The organism is Rathayibacter sp. Leaf248, from assembly GCF_920939495.1.
GTDB lineage: Bacteria > Actinomycetota > Actinomycetes > Actinomycetales > Microbacteriaceae > Rathayibacter > Rathayibacter caricis.
The window spans coordinates 837,526-853,591 of the sequence record NZ_CAKLAV010000001.1; the positions used below are offsets into that span (position 1 = coordinate 837,526).

Here is a 16,066-nt window from a genome sequence, read left to right on the forward strand (position 1 = left end):
ACGGGGGCGCAGGAGGGGTTCCCGGGCTCTACCGTCGGCATTGCCGCCGCTGTGTCGCCTCCGTGGAGGCGGTCGTGCGTCGGTGCACCCGGTGGCCGTCGGGAGCTCCGAGCAACGGATCTGAGACCCGGTCGCAGCATCCCCGGCGCGCGGGTGCACCCTCATCATACCCCGAGGAGGTGCGGCACACCCCGACCCGGTGCGGCCCGCCCCGAGGAGGCGCGGCGGATCACTCCGCGACGGGCACCTTGATGATCAGCCCGGCTGCGACGACGACGCCGACGGCCGCCAGGTGGAGGGAGGACCAGACCGCGTCCGGGAACGCGAACGGCAGCACGGGGTTCCAGAGCACGAGGATCGGCACGAGCCCGATCAACCAGAGCAGCGCCCGCGCCTGGATCGCGAACCAGCCGATCACGGCGGCGAGGATCGCGACCGGGTACCGCACGAAGTCGTACGCGTCGCCGCCGACGAGGGCGAGTCCGGCGAGGAGGACGATCGCCGCGAGCACACCGGGAGCCAGCGCCATCTTCGACGTGGCGCGGGATGGGTACCGGCCGGCGGGGCCGCGGGAGGACGGAGCAGCGTTCACTCCTCGATCGTACGGGGCGGCGGGTGGGATACCCCCGGCGGGTATCCGCCGAGTCGGCGTAGGCTGGCGGAGTGATCGACGATCTGAAGAAGAGGTCCCTCCACCGCGCGCGCATCCTCGAGGGGCAGATGCGCGGACTCGCGAAGATGATCGAGAACGAGGACTACTGCGTCGACATCGTCACGCAGTCCCTCGCGATCCAGAAGTCGCTCGGCTCGCTGAACAAGCTGATCGTCGAGAACCACTTGCGCACCCACGTGACGACGATGTTCGACGAGGGCGGCGAGGCGCGTGAGGCGGCGATAGCCGAGCTCGTGAAGATCTTCGAGCTCTCGAACAACCGCTCGTGACCCGGCTCGTCGCGCTCCGCGGGGACATCACCCGCGAACGGGTCGACGTCGTGGTGAACGCCGCGAACTCCTCCCTCCTGGGCGGAGGCGGCGTCGACGGAGCGATCCACCGTGCGGGCGGTCCCGAGATCCTCGAGGAGTGCCGTCGCCTGCGCGCGGGATCACTCCGCGACGGGCTCCCCGCGGGGTCGGCGGTGGCCACGACGGCGGGGCGGCTGCCCGCCCGCTGGGTCGTGCACACCGTCGGGCCGGTGCACTCCCGCAGCGAGGACCGCACCGCGATCCTCTCCTCCGCGTACACCGAGTCGATCGCCGTCGCCCGCGGGCTCGGCGCGCGGACCGTCGCGTTCCCCGCGATCTCGGCCGGCGTCTACGGCTGGCCGATGGACGACGCCGCCCGGGTCGCCGCGACGGCCGTCCGAGGAGCGACCGCCGACGACGACCCGATCGAGGAGGTGCGCTTCGTGCTCTTCTCGGACGACGCCCTCGAGGAGTTCACCGCGGCGCTGGGCTGAGCTCAGAGCTGCTGCTACGCCGTCTTGGGCCGCGCGAACTCGTCGAACGGCAGCGTGATCGGGCGCGTCCGCGGAGGCATCCGCAGCAGGGCGTCCAGAGCGGGGCCCAGCGCCTCGCGCCAGGCGCGGTAGCCGTCCTCGTTGAGGTGCAGCCGATCCGGGCTGTAGCGGTCGTCCATCGCGCCGTCCTCCGTGGCGAAGACGGGCCACAGGTCGAGGTACGCCGCGTGCGCCGTCGGTGCGAACTGCCACAGGTGGCGGTTCACGTCGCGGATCTGCGGCGCGAACTCGTGCCCGCGCGGCAGGACCGAGTTGACCAGGAGCCGCACGTCCGGGAGGTCGCGGCGCAGCGTCGCGACGATCGTCTCGATGTTGCGCACGATGTGCTCGGTCGTGCGGTGCCAGGCGAGATCGTTGGTGCCGACCAGCAGCACCACCGTGTCGGGGGCCTGCTCGACGAGCTCGGGAAGGCGCGCCACGACGTCGGCCGTGGTCGCTCCTCCGTGGCCCTCGTCGACGACCGTCGACGCCGTCAGCCACTCGTCCCAGGCGCCCGCCTGGATGATGCTGTCCCCGACGAAGAGGACCGTGCCCAGCTGGAGATCGCGCCCCGCGTCCGTGTCCGACAGATCGCTCATCGTGCTCCTCTCATCGATGCCGGGAGCGGTGTCGCTGCTCTCCGGCCGTTCCATTGTCACCGCTGCGCTCCGCGCCCGCCAGAGGAGCGCTCGTCGCCCGCGTCCGGCAGGTCGAGCGCGGTGGCCGTGATCCGGTTCGCCATGCCGTTGAAGACGATGCCGTGGAAGGGCAGGACCGCGAACCAGTAGAGGCGTCCGGCGAGCCCCTGCGGGAAGAAGACGGCGCGCTGCGTGTAGACGGATCCGCCGCCCTCGTCCGGCTCCGCGTGCATCTCGAGCCACGCTCCGCCCGGCACCTTCATCTCGGCGCGCAGGCGCAGCAGCGTCGGCCGCTCGATCGCCTCGACGCGCCAGAAGTCGAGCGCGTCGCCGGCGTGCAGTCGCTCGGAGTCGCGGCGCCCGCGCTGCAGGCCCACTCCCCCGACCAGCTTGTCCATCCAGCCCCGGATCGCCCACGCGAGCGGGAACGAGTACCAGCCGTTCGTGCCGCCGATCCCCTCGATGACCCGCCACAGCTTCGCCGCGTCGGCCTCGGTGCGGCGGACCTTGAGGTCGACGTAGACGGTGTGGCCCGCCCACTCCGGGTCGCTCGGCAGCGGGTCGCTCGGGGCGCCCGAGACCTCGGCGTTCTGCCAGCTCGTCTCGATCTCGCCGGCCTGCATCTTGCCCAGCGCCAACCGCACCGAGCGGCGGTACGGCGTGAGGCCGCCCTCGGGGTCGGGGATGAGCGAGCGGATGTCCTGCTCTCGCACTACGCAGTCGTACTGCAGCGAGGCGATGATCGGCACCGCGAGCGAGCGCGGGATCGGCGTGACGAGGTTGACCCACTGCGAGGCGAGCCAGGGTGTGAAGACCGGGAGGGAGGCGATGGGACGCTGCGGCAGACCGGCCTCGACTGCGTAGCCGTTCATCATCTGGCCGTAGCGCAGCACGTCGGGGCCGCCGATGTCGAACGTGCGGTTGAGCGTGCGGTCCTCGAGCGAGGCGGCGCCGATCAGGTAGTGCAGCACGTCGCGCACCGCGATCGGCTGGATGAAGTTGCGCACCCACTGCGGAGCGGGCATGTAGGGCAGCACGTCGGTGAGGTGCCGGACCATCTCGAACGAGGTGGAGCCGGAGCCGATGATCACCCCGGCCTGCAGGGCGATCGTCGGAACGCCCGACTCCATCAGGATCCGGCCGACCTCGGCGCGGGAGCGCAGGTGCTTCGAGAGCTTCTCGCCGTCGGGGTGCAGTCCGCCGAGGTAGACGATCCGCTCGACGCCGGCCGCGAGCGCCGCCTCGGCGACGTTCGTCGCCGCCCGGCTCTCGACCTCCTCGAACTTCGCGTGGTCGGCCCCTGAGCCCATCGAGTGCACCAGGTAGTAGAGGACCGAGACGCCCTCGAACGCGGTGGTCAGCGACTCCGGATCGCCCAGGTCGCCCTGCGCCACCTCGACCTGCTCGGCCCAGGGCACCTCGGCGAGCTTGCGCGGATCGCGGACCAGCACGCGGACGCGGAAGCCGGCCTCGAGCAGTCGCGGGGTGAGCCGGCCGCCGATGTAGCCGGTCGCACCGGTGACGAGCGCCAGAGGGCGCGACGGATCGGAGGAGGATTCGCTCATGTCGGCCACGGTACGCCGATGCCCTGGCAGGCTCCCCCGCTGGTGCCGTCCGTCCTGCGCTGCTAGGACGTGCAGGGCTGCTGGACCGTGTCGGCGCGGCTAGGACTCGCCGAGGACGACGCGGACCCGGCTCACGTCGTCGTTCATCTGGCGGATGAGCGGCTCGACGCCCTCGTAGGCGACCATGCCGCGGATCCTCGAGACGAAGGCCACGTCGACGACGCGGTCGTAGAGATCCAGCGTCTGATCGAGCACGAACGCCTCGACCTGCTTGGGCGGCACTCCGACGAAGGTCGGGTTGCTCCCCACCGAGATCGCCGCGGGGTAGGTGCGCCCCTCGACAGTGAGCCGACCGGCGTACACGCCGTCGGCCGGGATCAGGCCCTGCGACTCCGGGGACAGGTTCGCGGTCGGGAAGCCCAGCTCGCGCCCCCGCTTCGCCCCGTGGACGACCACGCCGCGGACGACCGGCTCGTGCCCGAGCAGGCGCGTCGCGTGCTCCACGTCGCCGTCCGCCAGGAGCTCCCGGATCCAGGTGGACGAGACCCTCCGTCCGTGCTCCGGGCGGACGTCGTCGATCAGCTCGACCTCGAAGCCGTGCTCGGCGCCGAGCGTCCGGAGGAGGTCGATGTCGCCGGCGCCGCGCGCCCCGAAGCGGAAGTCGGAGCCGACCAGGACGACGCGCGCCTCCAGCGCGTCCACCAGGATCCGCTGCACGAACTCGCGTGGCGTCCACGAGCGGAACTCCTCGTCGAACGTCAGCAGCAGCGTCGCGTCCACTCCGGTGCCGGCGAGGAGCTCGAGCTTCTGCTCGTTGCCCACGAGCGCGGGCGGGCACTTCTCGGGGGCGATGACGCTGAGCGGATTGCGGTCGAAGGTCACGACGACGGCGGCGAGTCCGCGCTCGCGCGCCCGCTCGTGCAGCGTGCCGATGACCGCGCGGTGGCCGGAGTGGACGCCGTCGAACTTGCCGATCGTCACCGCGGAGGGACCGATGCCGGCGAGATCCTCCGGTCGCGTCTCGATCCGCATCACCGCGCCGCCCGCCGGCCCTGCACGCGCAGCCACCAGAGCCCGAGCACGGGCAGGACGAGCGGGATGAGCAGGTAGCCGGCGCCGAACGCCGACCAGACCGTCGACTGGCGGCCGAAGGGATCGACGCTCGTCAGGCCGAGCAGCTCGGGGGCCAGCACGCTGATCGCCCCGACGACGAGCACGCCCACCAGCTCGAACGTGATGGTGACGAAGGCGACCCGCTGCCAGAAGGCACCGCGGGCGACGAGCGCGACGGTGGCGAGGATGTAGACGACGGCCGAGAGGGCCGAGAGCGAGAAGGCGAGCGGCGCCTCGTCGAAGCGGTCGATGATCTGGAACACCGAGCGGCCGGTCGCGGCGAGCGCCAGTATCCAGTAGACGACCACGAGGAGGCTGCCGACCCCCCTCGAGCGTGCGGAGCGGACGGGTCGGGACGGCTGAGTCGGGGTGGAGGCGCCCCGATCCTCGGCCTCGCTGGAGTGTGTGGACATCGCAGGGTCAATGGTAGGCGCTCGGAGCCGGGAGCCGGCCCGGCGTGATCAGGCGACCTGGACGAACCAGATCTGGTGCATCCGGTACACCATGACCGCGATCGAGAGGCAGACGACTCCGAGGATCACGGTGCTCCACCGGGTGCGCTCGATCAGCGCCCAGAACCCGGCCGCGAGCGGCAGCAGCAGCGCCGAGATCAGGTAGATGTAGTACTCCGGCAGGCTGCCGGAGGGGTCGTTGCCGACGAGCGGCGACACGATGGCCACCGCGAGCTGCACGATGAGCAGCAGCTCGACGATCGCGGTCGCGCCGACGGACACGTCCGAGGGCCGGCGGCCGAAGAGGCCGAGGATGAGGCAGAGGAGCCCGGCCGCGACGGCGACCGCGACCTGGACGATCGTGAACCACTCGATCACGGCGCGACCGCCCGCACGTCCTCGGTCGGGAAGTTGACGACGCTCTTGAGCACCGCACCGCGCCGCTCGGCGAGGCCGATCAGCCGCTCCCCCGGGCCGACCGCGGCGAGGAGCCCCGAGGACTCCCGCAGCGACTCCGGAGCAGGGATCCGCTTGCCGTTCGCGAGGTCCGCCGACGCCTGCGCGTCCAGGCGGAGGAGGGGGAACAGCTCGCCGGCCACGGCGGTCGGCGACAGGAGTGCCGAGGCGACGTCGAGCTCGTCGATGACGCCCGCCTGCGCGACGGAGAACGGGCCGACGGCGCTGCGGCGGAGCGCGGTGAGGTGCCCGCCGACGCCGAGGGCCGCTCCGAGGTCGCGGGCGAGGGCACGGATGTAGGTGCCGGACGAGCACGAGACGCTCACGTCCAGGTCGAGGAAGCCGTCGACCTCGCGGCGCGCGAGCACGTCGAACGCGCTCACCGTCACCGGTCGCGCGGGGATCACCACCTCCTCGCCGTCGCGGGCGCGGGCGTAGGCGCGGCGCCCGTCGATCTTGATCGCGCTCACCGAGCTCGGCACCTGCTCGATCGCTCCGGTGAGGTCCGAGACCGCGGCGTCGACCTGCTCCGGGAGGATCGCGGCGACCGCGGCGGCGGCGGCCGTCTCGAGGACCTCGCCCTCGCGGTCGTCGGTGCTGGTCGAAGCGCCGAGGCGGATGGTCGCCTCGTACTGCTTGTCGAGTCCGACGAGGTAGGTGAGCAGTCGGGTCGACGGGCCGAGCCCCAGGATCATCAGCCCGGTCGCCATGGGATCGAGCGTGCCGGCGTGCCCGACCTTGCGCGTCCCGGCGCGGCGCCGGGTCCGCGACACGAGATCGTGGCTGGTGATGCCGCCGGGCTTGTCCAGCAGGAGGATCCCGTTCGGGGCCGTCACCGGAGGAGTGGGGGTCGCGAACACGGGTGCGAGGATACACGCGCCGATCGGGAGCTCCCCGCGCAGGCCGGCCGCCCGTCGGCTCCGTCCTAGGCTGGTCGGATGAGGATCGCAGTACTCGGGACGGGCGCCGTCGGCGGAACGATCGCCGCCCTCCTGGACCGTGCCGGGCACGATGTCGAGGCGACCGCGCGCGGCGCGAACCTCACCGCGATCCGCCGCTCGGGCATCCGCCTCGACGGCGCGTGGGGCGAGCACACCGCCTGGGTCAGGACGGGCGAGACCCTCGACCTGGTCCCCGACGTCGCCTTCCTCTGCACCAAGGCGCAGGACGCCGAGGACGCCCTCCGCGCGAACCGCCGCACGGTCGACGGCACCCTGATCGTGGTCGTCCAGAACGGGCTCGACGGACTGCAGGCCGCGTCCCGCCAGGTCCGCGACGCCTCGCTCGTGGGAGCGCTCGCCCTCTTCGCGGCCAGCCACCTCGAGCCCGGCCGCGTCACGGTCACGGCGTCGGCGACCACCACGCTCGGCGTTCCCGGCCGCCCCGTCGACGACGAGGTCCGCCGGGCCGCCGCCGTCCTGGGTGAGGCGGTGCCCGTCGCGGTCACCGACGACTTCCTCGGTGCGCAGTGGACCAAGCTCCTGATCAACGAGGTCAACGCGCTGCCCGCGATCACCGGGCTGTCCGTGCAGGCGACCATCGCGGATCCGCGCCTGCGCCGTCTGCTCGCCCGGGCGATGAAGGAGGCGGCCCGAACAGGCCTCGCCGCCGGCGTCCGCTTCGGTGCCCTGCAGGGGTTGACCGACCCGGCGGTCCGAGCGCTGGCCGCGGCACCGCTGCCGGTCGTCGAGCTGCTGCCCCGGCGGATGGCCAAGGGTATGGGCGAGGTGCCGAACCCCGGATCGACGCTGCAGAGCGTCCGGCGCGGCGTGCGGACCGAGATCGACCACCTCGCGGGAGCGGTCGTGCGAACGGCCCACCGACTCGGCCGCGAGGCACCGGTCAACCAGCTGCTCGTCGACCTCGTGCACGAGGTCGAGCGATCCGGTGCGTTCCTCGGTGCGGACGAGGTCGTCCGTCGCGCCGCCGCCCTCTGAGCGCGGATCCGGTCAGCAGGAGTCGGCGAAGACGCGACGCGGATGCTCCGGGTCGCGGATGTCGATCAGCACCGGGGCGAGCCGGCGCGGATCGGTGGTCGCTCTGTAGGCCGCGTCGACCGGCGGCTCCTGGGTGTCGAGCCGGATGCTGAGGTTCCACGTGCCGCGCAGCTCCGGGCGGAGCGCGAACTCGCCGTCGACCAGCAGCACGGCGTCGCGGCCGGCGGTCCGCCAGCGCGGCTGCCGCTGCTCCTCCCGCACGGCGTCGAAGGCCGCCAGGACGAAGCCCGTGCTCCCGCCGAGCTTGAACGGGTCGAGCAGCACGCGCCGCAGCAGCTCGTAGTCGTAGCGCAGGCGGTAGGCGCGCTCCTCCGCGGCGATCGACACGTCGTCGCGCTCCGCGCGGGGCCGCTGGAAGTCGGTCAGGTGAGCGACGAAGACCCCGTGGCCGGCCCGGCGGATCGCCGCGGCCAGGTCCTCCGCGAACGCCGACGACACTGCCGGGTCGTCGCCGTCGATCGCCACCGCGACCCTGCCGCGCGAGTAGTTGTGCAGCACCTCCGCCGCGAGCGCGTCGAGCACATCGGCCTTCTGCGGAGCCCACTTCGTCATCCGTCCACGATACGCGGCAGCACGTACGCTGGAGGGATGCCCGCCGCCTTCGCTCCCGCGATCGTCGACTGGTTCCGCTCCGACGCCCGCGACCTGCCGTGGCGCCGCGAGGGCTTCCCCGCGTGGGGCACCCTCGTCAGCGAGTTCATGCTCCAGCAGACCCCGGTCGTCCGCGTCGTCCCGCGACTCGAGGAGTGGCTGCGCCGCTGGCCCACGCCCGCCGATCTCGCCGCCGTGCCCTCCGGCGAGGCGGTCCGCGCCTGGCAGTCCCTGGGGTACCCGCGCCGCGCCCTTCGCCTGCACGCCTGCGCCGTCGCGATCGCCGACGAGCACGGCAACGTCGTGCCCGACGACGTCGACACCCTCCTCGCCCTCCCCGGAGTGGGCGAGTACACGGCGCGCGCCATCGCGGTCTTCGCCTACGGACGCCGGGCTCCGGTCGTCGACACGAACGTGCGCCGGGTGATCGCCCGGGTGGTCGCCGGCGTCGCCGAGCCGGGGCCGCCGCGCACGAAGCCCGATCTCGCGGCGATGGACGCCCTCCTCCCCGACGACGTCGAGGAGTCCGCGGTCTTCAACGCCGGGATGATGGAGCTCGGCGCGATCGTCTGCACGGCACGCTCCCCGCGCTGCGACGTCTGCCCGATCCGCGACTCCTGCCGCTGGCGCGCCGAGGGCTACCCGGCCTACCACGGACCGGTCAAGGCGCGGCAGAAGAGGTTCGAGGGCTCCGACCGGCAGGTGCGCGGCCTGGTGCTCGCGGAGCTCCGGGCGGCCCACCGGCCGGTGACCGCGGCCGAGGTCAGCCTGCTGTGGCCCGACGCCGAGCAGCTGGAGCGAGCGCTGTCCGGCCTGCTGGCCGACGGCCTCGCCACGGGGACCCCGGACGAGGGCTACCTCCTCCCGCACTCCTGATCGCCTCCGGCGGGTCGGAGGAGGCCGGTAGCGTGGCGCCGTGACCCGACGTCGTCTCCGCCTCCCCCGCCCCGACTCCGAGCTCGACGCCGCGCTGGCCGCGGTCCGAGCCGAGAACGATCTGCCGGGCGGCTTCCCCGCCGACGCCCAGGCTGAGGCGGAGGCCGCCGACGCGAACGCCGACGATGCGGGCCGGATCGACCTGACGCACGTGCCGTTCGTCACGATCGATCCGCCCGGCTCCCTCGATCTCGACCAGGCGGTGCACCTCGAGGGCTCCCCGTCCGCCGCCGTACTCCGCTACGCGATCGCCGACGTCCCCGCGGTGATCCTCCCCGGAGGCGCGCTCGACACCGAGACCCGCCGCCGCAGCCAGACCTACTACCTGCCCGACGGCCGCGTCCCGCTGCACCCGGCGGTCCTCTCCGAGGGCACGGCCTCACTCCTGCCCGACGAGCGGCGCCGCGCCCTCGTCTGGACGATCAAACTTGGCCCGGACGCGGAGCCCCGCTCCGTGCGCCTCGAGCGCGCTCTCGTGAGCAGCGTCGCCCGGCTCGACTACGAGGGCGTGCAGCACGACGCCGACTCCGGCACCCTGCACCCCTCGATCGCGCTGCTGCCCTGGTTCGGTCGGGAGCGCCGCGCCCGCGAGGCCGAGCGGGGCGGAGCGAGCCTCACCCTGCCCGAGGAGGAGATCGTCGCCGCGGACGGCACCTACCGCGTCGAGCGCCGCGCCCCGCTCGAGTCCGAGGACTGGAACGCGCAGGTGTCGCTCCTGACCGGGATGGCCGCGGCCTCGATGATGCTCGACGCCGGCGTCGGGATCCTGCGCACCATGCCGCCCGCCGACGACGAGACCGTCGCCGCGTTCCGAGCGCGCACCGAGGTGCTCGGCGCGCCGTGGCCCGCCGACGAGCCGTACGGCGCGTACCTCCGCCGCCTCGACACGACCGACCCGGCACAGCTCGCCGTGATGCACGCGGCCGCCTCGCTCTTCCGCGGCGCCGGCTACACCGCCTTCGACGGCACACGGCCGGAGCATCCGGAGCAGGCCGCGCTCGCCGCTCCGTACGCCCACGTCACCGCGCCGCTGCGCCGCCTCGTCGACCGCTTCGGCCTGGCCGTCTGCCTCGCGATCAGCCGCCAGGAGGAGCTGCCCAGCCGCCTCCGCGACGCGCTGCCCGCGATCCCCGCGCTCATGGCGGCCGGCGACCGCCGCTCCGGAGCCGCGTCCCGAGCCGCCACCGCCGTCGTCGAGGCCGCGATCCTCCGCGGCCGCGAGGGCACGACGTTCTCGGGCGTCGTCGTCACGACCGCGCGGACGCGCTCCTCGGTCCAGCTCCTCGACCCCGAGATCACGGTCGACGTGCAGTCCCCGCTCACGCCGGGAGCCCGTGTCGACGTCGTCCTGGAATCGGTCGACGTCGCCACGGGCTCCGCGGTGCTCCGTACGGTGGATCAGTCCTCGTCGTCGTCCTCGCGCGGCTTGACGTAGGGATCCTCGTCGCCGGCGTAGCTCGCGCCGGCCGCCAGCGTCTGCACCTGCGAGTCCTGGTTGCGCGCCGCGGCGAGCAGGTCCTCGATGTGCTTCGCGTTCTCGGGGACCGCGTCGAGGATGAACTCGAGCGACGGGGTCAGGCGCGACGTGATGTTCTTGCCCACCTCGGTCCGCAGCATGCCCGTGGCCGCCTTCAGTGCCGCCGCCGAGTCCGTGCGCTCCTCGTCCGTGCCGTACACGGTGTAGAACACCGAGGCGTGCTGCAGGTCGCCGGTCACCTGGACGTCCGTGATGGTGACGAAGCCGAGCCGCGGGTCGCGGATGCCGCGCTCGAGCCGCTTGGCGACGATCACCTTGATCCTGTCGGCGAGCTTCCTCGCCCGTGCCGGATCTGCCATAGCCGGTCCTCTTCTCTCTCTCGACGGGCCGTCGGGCCCGTCCTCTGATTATTCTCCCGCGCCGCGAGACGGCTCCCCGCCTTGACTGCCGGTCGGGCTTCTGAGGGGACGTCGCAGACGGAACGCCTCGCGACGCCTCCTTCCCGCGCACCTGCGGTGCGCCCGCCAGACCCGAGCCAGGAGGCGTCGCGAGGCGTTCCGCCCGCTCCTCCGTTCGGAAGAGATGCGCTGCTGGTCCGAGGGATCTCGCCCGGTGCACGTCGACTCACGAGGAGTGGAGCGCCGCCCACCGGAGTGGAGGGGCGGCGGCGTCCTCTTCGCGTGCCCGGCTCGGGTCTGGCGGGCGCCCGCAGGGCGCGGGAAGGGCGCGCGAAGAGGACGCCGCCGTCCCGACCGGCCCCGAGGCCGACCGGAAGGACCCCCTCCAACGACGGAGGAGGCCCGGGGCGAACCCCGGGCCTCCTCGTGAGCGTCGGATCAGCCTCGCGGCTTCTCCTTCATCTCGATCGTCTCGATCTCGTCGCCGATCTGGATGTCGTTGTACTTGCCGAGACCGATACCGGCCTCGAAGTCCGTACGGACCTCCGTGACGTCGTCCTTGAAACGACGCAGCGACTCGATGGCGAGGTTGTCGCCCACCACGACGCCGTCACGGATGACGCGCGCCTTGGAGTTGCGGGTGATCGTGCCGGAGCGGACGATGACGCCCGCGATGTTGCCGAACTTCGAGGAGCGGAATACCTCGCGGATCTCGGCGACACCCGACTGGACCTCTTCGAACTCGGGCTTGAGCATGCCCTTGAGCGAGTTCTCGACCTCTTCAATCGCGTTGTAGATGACCGAGTAGAAGCGGATGTCCACTCCTTCTCGAGCAGCGCGCTCGCGGGCCTTCGGGTCGGGGCGGACGTTGAAGCCCACGATGATCGCGTTGTCGATCGTCGCGAGGTTGACGTCCGACTCCGTGATCGCACCGACACCGCGGTGGATGATGCGCAGCTGCACCGAGTCGTCGACCTCGATCTTGACGAGCGACTCCTCCAGCGCCTCGACGGCACCGGACACGTCGCCCTTGATGATGAGGTTGAGCGACTCGACCTTGCCCTCTTCGAGAGCACGGGTGAAGTCCTCGAGCGAGATGCGCTTGCGGGCCTTGGCCAGCAGGGCGTTGCGCTGAGCGGCTTCGCGCTTCTCGGCGATCTGACGGGCGGTGCGGTCCTCCTCGGTGACGAGGAAGGTGTCGCCGGCGCGGGGCACGGACGAGAGTCCCTGCACCTGCACCGGACGCGACGGCACGGCCTCGAGGACGGCGTTGCCGTTCTCGTCCGCCATCGCACGGACGCGGCCGTAGGCCGTTCCGGCGACGATCGCGTCTCCGACGCGCAGCGTTCCCGACTGGATGAGCACGGTCGCGACCGCGCCGCGTCCCTTGTCGAGCTTCGCCTCGATGGCGACGCCGCGTGCCTCCTTGTTGGGGTTGGCGCGCAGGTCGAGACCGGCGTCCGCGGTGAGCAGCACGGCGTCCAGGAGGTCCTGGATGCCGGTGCCGGCGCGGGCCGACACGTCGACGAACATGACGTCTCCGCCGTACTCCTCCGCGACCAGTCCGAACTCGGTGAGCTGCTGGCGCACCTTGGCCGGGTTGGCGTCGGGCTTGTCCACCTTGTTGACCGCGACCACGATCGGCACGTTGGCCGCCTGGGCGTGGTTCAGCGCCTCGATGGTCTGCGGCATTATGCCGTCGTCCGCCGCGACCACGAGGATCGCGATGTCCGTGACCTGGGCACCGCGGGCTCGCATGGCGGTGAACGCCTCGTGACCCGGGGTGTCGATGAAGGTGATCGGGCGCTCGATGCCCTCGTGCTCCGCGACCACCTGGTACGCACCGATGTGCTGCGTGATGCCGCCCGCCTCGCCGGCGACGACGTTGGCGTTGCGGATCGCGTCGAGCAGGCGCGTCTTTCCGTGGTCGACGTGACCCATGACGGTGACGACGGGGGGACGGATCTCGAGGTCCTCGTCCGTCTCGTCGTCGAGCTCCTGCTCGAGGTCGAGACCGAAGCCCTCGAGGAGCTCCTTGTCCTCGTCCTCGGGCGAGACGACCTGGATCTTGAAGCCGAGCTCGCCGCCGAGCACCTCGAAGGTGGCCTCGTCGAGCGACTCGGTCGCCGTCGCCATCTCGCCGAGGGCGAAGAGGACGGTGACCAGGTTGCCGGGGGGCACCGGCACGCCGGTCATGGCCTCGATCTTGTCGGCGAAGTCCGAGATCGACGCGCCGCGGCGCAGACGGATGACCGTCTTGCCGTCGCCGCGGGGGACGCTGACGCCGCCGAGCGACGGGGCCTCCCTGAGCTCGAACTCCTGACGCTTCGTGCGCTTGGACTTCCGGGCCTTGCTCTTGCCGCCGCCGCGACCGAAGGCACCTGCGGTGCCACCGCCGGGGCCGCGACCGCGACCGCCGCCGCCACCGGGACGCGGGGCGAAGCCGCCACCGGCACCGGGGGCGCCGCCGCCGGGACGCTGGAAGCCGCCGCCTGCGGGACGACCGGCACCGCCGGGACGTCCTGCTCCGCCACCGGGACCGCCGGGACGCTGGCCGAAGCCCGCGGGACGCTGGCCCATGCCGGGTCCGCCGGGGCGCGGGGCGCCGGGGCGGGGGGCTGCGGGACGGGGGATGCTGCTCGGGGTCGGGCGCGAGCCCATGCCCTGCGAGCTGGCGAAGGGGTTGTTGCCGGGGCGCGGGGCGGCGGGACGCTGTCCCATGCCCTGGTTGCTGGCGAACGGGTTGTTGCCGGGACGCGGCGCGCCGGGACGACCGGGACCGCCCGCTGCACCACCGGAGCCACTGGGGCGCGGGGGGTTGGCGGCGGGAGCCGGACGCGGGGTGACGGGCTTGGGTCCACCGGCGGCGGGGCTCGCAGCGGGCTTCTCGGCGGGGGCGCTGGGCGCCTTCGCCTCGGGAGCCGGAGCAGCGGGAGCCTCGGCCGGAGCGTCGGCGGCGGCCTGCGCGCGGGCAGCGGCAGCAGCCTCCTGTGCGGCCTGGGCCTGAGCCTGGCGCTCGGCGACCGACATCGGCGGAGCCGGCGCCGGAGCGGGCGGCTTGGCCGGGCCGGGGACCGGGGCGGACGGACGCGCACCGGACGGGCGCGGCGCGCCGGGGCGGGCGCTGCTGGTGGCGGTCGGGGCCGGCGCGGAGGTTCCCGCGCTGCCCTGGAGCGCCTGGCGGAGCTTGCGGGCCACGGGGGGCTCGATGCTCGAGGACGGTCCCTTGACGAACTCGCCCAGTTCTTTCAGTTTCGCAAGTGCGACCTTGCTATCGACGCCGAGTTCGGCTGCGATCTCGTGTACGCGTGGTTTTGCCACTTCTCTCCTGTCTTGGGCCTGCGCCCAAGACGGGGCAGGCCATCACAAACGGACGGATCTCATTTCGAGCCGCTCATCAGTCGTTGCTCATGATCAGTTCACGGGCCGTTCTGCCTGTTCTCTCTGCGATGCGACCGCGCCCTGTGTCGGCTCCTCGTGGGGAGGAACCGGGCCGGTCGAACCGCGGGTGATGTACTGCTCCAGCTCGCTCGTATCCACGCTCTCGCGCGTCTTGAACGCCCTGGGGAACGCGTGGCGCTTCACCGCGCGTTCGTAGCAGTCGTACGTGTCGTGCAGCCACGCTCCCCGCCCAGCACGAACCGCGCGCGGATCGACCGCGAGGGAGTTCGAGTGGAGGACGAGCCTCAGAAGAGAGGCCCGGGGGGCGCGCAGACGGCAGCCGACGCACGTTCTGACGGGTTTCACTCTACTCCCTCGTCCGCGGGAGCGCTTCCCCGCACGGCCGATGCTCGGGGATCACTCCCCGTCCATCACCGAATCGGGCTGGATGTCGATCTTCGCTCCGGTCAGCTTCGCGGCGAGTCGCGCGTTCTGACCCTCCTTGCCGATGGCGAGCGAGAGCTGGTAGTCGGGGACGAGCGCACGCACGGCCTTGAGGCTCTGGTCGATCACGAACGCGCTGGTCACCTTCGCCGGCGACAGCGCGCTGGCGACGAAGGTGGGCAGGTCGGAGGAGTAGTCGACGATGTCGATCTTCTCGTTGTTCAGCTCGGCGGTGACGGCGCGGACGCGCTGTCCGAGCTCGCCGATGCAGGCGCCCTTCGCGTTCACTCCGGGCTCGGTCGCGCGGACCGCGATCTTGGTGCGGTGCCCCGCCTCGCGGGCGAGCGACACGATCTCGACGACACCGGAGGCGATCTCGGGCACCTCGAGGGCGAAGAGCTTGCGCACGAGCGACGGGTGCGTGCGCGAGACCTGGACCGAGGGGCCCTTCTGGCCGCGGCTGACGCTGGTGACGTAGACGCGGATCCGGCGCCCGTGGCTGTAGTCCTCCCCCGGGACCTGCTCCTCGGGAGCGAGTATCGCCTCGATCGAGCCGAGGTCCACGTGGATCATCTTGGGGTTCGGGCCCTGCTGGATGACGCCCGCGACGATGTCGCCCTCGCGGCCCTTGAACTCGCCGAGGACCTTCTCGTCGCCGATGTCGCGCAGGCGCTGGTTGATGACCTGCTTCGCGGCGAAGGCGGCGATGCGGCCGAAGTCGCGGGGCGAGTCCTCGGACTCGCCGATCACGGCCCCCTCCTCGTCGATCTCGGGGACGAAGACCGACACGTGGCCGGTCTTGCGGTCGAGGTGCACGCGGGCGTTCACGGCGGTGGCCTTGTCGGCGTCGTCCGCCTGCCCGATGTGCTTGAGGTAGGCGGTGAGGATCGCCTGCTCGATGATCTGCACGAGTTCCTCGAAGGGGATCTCGCGCTCGCGCTCCAGGAGGCGCAGAACGCTCAGGTCGATGTCCACGGCGGGCCTTTCTCTCTATTCACTTGGCGTCGCACAGTGCGACCACGTCGAAGTCTCGCCCGACGCCGGCGGTGCGCCGGCTCCGTCCGGAGCCGGTCCGCGCGTCGGGACCATTGATCTTAGCGGACCCCGGCGTCGAGCACCCGG

17 protein-coding genes are annotated in these 16,066 nt (G+C 72.3%); 5 read left to right on the forward strand and 12 right to left on the reverse strand.

All coding sequences use genetic code 11. The features are described from left to right. Positions 1-229: 229 nt before the first annotated feature. Entirely contained in the window at positions 230-592 is a 363-nt protein-coding gene (locus tag LRG51_RS04200; protein WP_157603243.1) for a DUF6804 family protein, read from the reverse strand. Between the two features lie 71 nt (positions 593-663). Here LRG51_RS04200 and LRG51_RS04205 point away from each other — a divergent pair, with 71 nt between their 5' ends. Both LRG51_RS04205 and LRG51_RS04210 read left to right on the forward strand, forming a co-directional pair. Beyond that, on the forward strand, positions 664-942 hold the full coding sequence (locus LRG51_RS04205) for a metal-sensitive transcriptional regulator (RefSeq protein ID WP_055794622.1): 279 nt from the start codon (positions 664-666) through the stop codon (positions 940-942). Further along, positions 939-1,457: an O-acetyl-ADP-ribose deacetylase gene (locus tag LRG51_RS04210; protein WP_230671324.1), complete on the forward strand. Its 519-nt coding sequence runs from the start codon at positions 939-941 to the stop codon at positions 1,455-1,457. The genes LRG51_RS04205 and LRG51_RS04210 overlap by 4 nt, the downstream gene beginning before the upstream one ends. A 14-nt stretch (positions 1,458-1,471) precedes the next feature. Here LRG51_RS04210 and LRG51_RS04215 read toward each other — a convergent pair whose 3' ends face one another. The 6 genes from LRG51_RS04215 to truB all read right to left on the reverse strand — a co-directional run bounded on the left by LRG51_RS04215 (position 1,472) and on the right by truB (position 6,580). Beyond that, positions 1,472-2,095 carry a GDSL-type esterase/lipase family protein gene (locus LRG51_RS04215; protein ID WP_107575847.1) on the reverse strand — a complete coding sequence of 208 codons (624 nt, stop codon included), beginning with the start codon at positions 2,093-2,095 and terminating at the stop codon, positions 1,472-1,474. A 56-nt stretch (positions 2,096-2,151) separates the two neighbouring features. After that, positions 2,152-3,699, reverse strand: coding sequence for an SDR family oxidoreductase (locus LRG51_RS04220; protein WP_055794729.1), 1,548 nt, complete (start codon positions 3,697-3,699; stop codon positions 2,152-2,154). A gap of 99 nt (positions 3,700-3,798) precedes the next feature. Beyond that, positions 3,799-4,731 (reverse strand): bifunctional riboflavin kinase/FAD synthetase, encoded by a 933-nt coding sequence (locus LRG51_RS04225; RefSeq protein WP_230671326.1) that lies wholly within the window; start codon positions 4,729-4,731, stop codon positions 3,799-3,801. Next, positions 4,731-5,225 carry a hypothetical protein gene (locus LRG51_RS04230; protein ID WP_230671328.1) on the reverse strand — a complete coding sequence of 165 codons (495 nt, stop codon included), beginning with the start codon at positions 5,223-5,225 and terminating at the stop codon, positions 4,731-4,733. Before LRG51_RS04230 ends, LRG51_RS04225 begins: the two co-directional genes overlap by 1 nt. 48 nt (positions 5,226-5,273) lie before the next feature. After that, positions 5,274-5,642, reverse strand: coding sequence for a hypothetical protein (locus LRG51_RS04235; RefSeq protein WP_055794628.1), 369 nt, complete (start codon positions 5,640-5,642; stop codon positions 5,274-5,276). Then, positions 5,639-6,580: a tRNA pseudouridine(55) synthase TruB gene (gene truB, locus LRG51_RS04240; protein ID WP_230671330.1), complete on the reverse strand. Its 942-nt coding sequence runs from the start codon at positions 6,578-6,580 to the stop codon at positions 5,639-5,641. The genes LRG51_RS04235 and truB overlap by 4 nt, the downstream gene beginning before the upstream one ends. Positions 6,581-6,658: 78 nt before the next feature. On the opposite strand from truB, the gene LRG51_RS04245 reads away from it, so the two are divergent. After that, on the forward strand, positions 6,659-7,657 hold the full coding sequence (locus LRG51_RS04245) for a ketopantoate reductase family protein (RefSeq protein ID WP_230671332.1): 999 nt from the start codon (positions 6,659-6,661) through the stop codon (positions 7,655-7,657). A 12-nt stretch (positions 7,658-7,669) separates the two neighbouring features. Here the strand turns inward: LRG51_RS04245 and LRG51_RS04250 are convergent, their stop codons facing one another. Next, entirely contained in the window at positions 7,670-8,269 is a 600-nt protein-coding gene (locus tag LRG51_RS04250) for a hypothetical protein (RefSeq protein WP_055794634.1), read from the reverse strand. Between the two features lie 36 nt (positions 8,270-8,305). Between LRG51_RS04250 and LRG51_RS04255 the strand changes: the two genes are divergently transcribed. Continuing rightward, positions 8,306-9,184 carry an A/G-specific adenine glycosylase gene (locus LRG51_RS04255; protein ID WP_055794636.1) on the forward strand — a complete coding sequence of 293 codons (879 nt, stop codon included), beginning with the start codon at positions 8,306-8,308 and terminating at the stop codon, positions 9,182-9,184. Positions 9,185-9,224: 40 nt separating this feature from the next. After that, a complete protein-coding gene (locus LRG51_RS04260; RefSeq protein ID WP_230671334.1) occupies positions 9,225-10,679 on the forward strand; it encodes an RNB domain-containing ribonuclease in 1,455 nt (484 codons plus the stop codon). Here LRG51_RS04260 and rbfA read toward each other — a convergent pair. The 4 genes from rbfA to nusA form a co-directional block, all read right to left on the reverse strand. After that, the gene (gene rbfA / locus LRG51_RS04265) at positions 10,643-11,080 is read right to left on the reverse strand and encodes a 30S ribosome-binding factor RbfA (protein ID WP_055794638.1); all 438 of its coding nucleotides are present in this window, start codon (positions 11,078-11,080) and stop codon (positions 10,643-10,645) included. The genes LRG51_RS04260 and rbfA overlap by 37 nt on opposite strands. 477 nt (positions 11,081-11,557) lie before the next feature. Next, the gene (infB, locus tag LRG51_RS04270) at positions 11,558-14,440 is read right to left on the reverse strand and encodes a translation initiation factor IF-2 (protein ID WP_230671336.1); all 2,883 of its coding nucleotides are present in this window, start codon (positions 14,438-14,440) and stop codon (positions 11,558-11,560) included. A 93-nt stretch (positions 14,441-14,533) separates the two neighbouring features. After that, on the reverse strand, positions 14,534-14,866 hold the full coding sequence (locus tag LRG51_RS04275; protein WP_230671337.1) for a YlxR family protein: 333 nt from the start codon (positions 14,864-14,866) through the stop codon (positions 14,534-14,536). A 51-nt stretch (positions 14,867-14,917) separates the two neighbouring features. Beyond that, a complete protein-coding gene (gene nusA, locus LRG51_RS04280) occupies positions 14,918-15,919 on the reverse strand; it encodes a transcription termination factor NusA (RefSeq protein ID WP_230671339.1) in 1,002 nt (333 codons plus the stop codon). Between the last annotated feature and the right edge of the window lie 147 nt (positions 15,920-16,066).

Coding starts and splice junctions, on each gene's coding strand:
- LRG51_RS04250 (WP_055794634.1), bottom strand. CDS start 8,269: ATGACGAAGTGGGCTCCGCAGAAGGCCGATGTGCTCGACGCGCTCGCG.
- rbfA (WP_055794638.1), bottom strand. CDS start 11,080: ATGGCAGATCCGGCACGGGCGAGGAAGCTCGCCGACAGGATCAAGGTG.
- LRG51_RS04245 (WP_230671332.1), top strand. CDS start 6,659: ATGAGGATCGCAGTACTCGGGACGGGCGCCGTCGGCGGAACGATCGCC.
- LRG51_RS04215 (WP_107575847.1), bottom strand. CDS start 2,095: ATGAGCGATCTGTCGGACACGGACGCGGGGCGCGATCTCCAGCTGGGC.
- LRG51_RS04220 (WP_055794729.1), bottom strand. CDS start 3,699: ATGAGCGAATCCTCCTCCGATCCGTCGCGCCCTCTGGCGCTCGTCACC.
- LRG51_RS04225 (WP_230671326.1), bottom strand. CDS start 4,731: ATGCGGATCGAGACGCGACCGGAGGATCTCGCCGGCATCGGTCCCTCC.
- LRG51_RS04230 (WP_230671328.1), bottom strand. CDS start 5,225: ATGTCCACACACTCCAGCGAGGCCGAGGATCGGGGCGCCTCCACCCCG.
- LRG51_RS04255 (WP_055794636.1), top strand. CDS start 8,306: ATGCCCGCCGCCTTCGCTCCCGCGATCGTCGACTGGTTCCGCTCCGAC.